The 281-nt window shown below is 56.6% G+C and carries 1 protein-coding gene; it reads right to left on the reverse strand.

The window, feature by feature from the left end:
* Positions 1-14: 14 nt before the first annotated feature.
* The coding region (gene dtd / locus LZP73_RS21025; RefSeq protein ID WP_234236937.1) for a D-aminoacyl-tRNA deacylase at positions 15-281 on the reverse strand (267 nt) is incomplete at its 5' end.

Genomic DNA, 281 nt, shown 5'->3' on the forward strand with positions numbered 1-281 from the left:
CCCTGGAAGCTGGCTCATACCTGCAACCAGAATGTCACGGGGCCATCATTGACCAGCGATACCTGCATATCCGCAGCGAAGCGTCCTGTTTGCGTGTTCATCTCTTGCTGACGGCAGCGTTCGACGAAATAGTCATATAACGCCTCTGCGCGATCCGGTGATGCGCCTTTGGAGAAACTTGGGCGCATCCCCCGTTCGGTATCTGCGGCAAGGGTAAACTGGGAAACCACCAGTACACTGCCGCCCGCCTGTTGCACGTTGAGATTCATCTTGCCTTCGGC

This window comes from Shewanella sp. AS16 (assembly GCF_021412365.1).
Lineage (GTDB): Bacteria > Pseudomonadota > Gammaproteobacteria > Enterobacterales > Shewanellaceae > Shewanella > Shewanella salipaludis.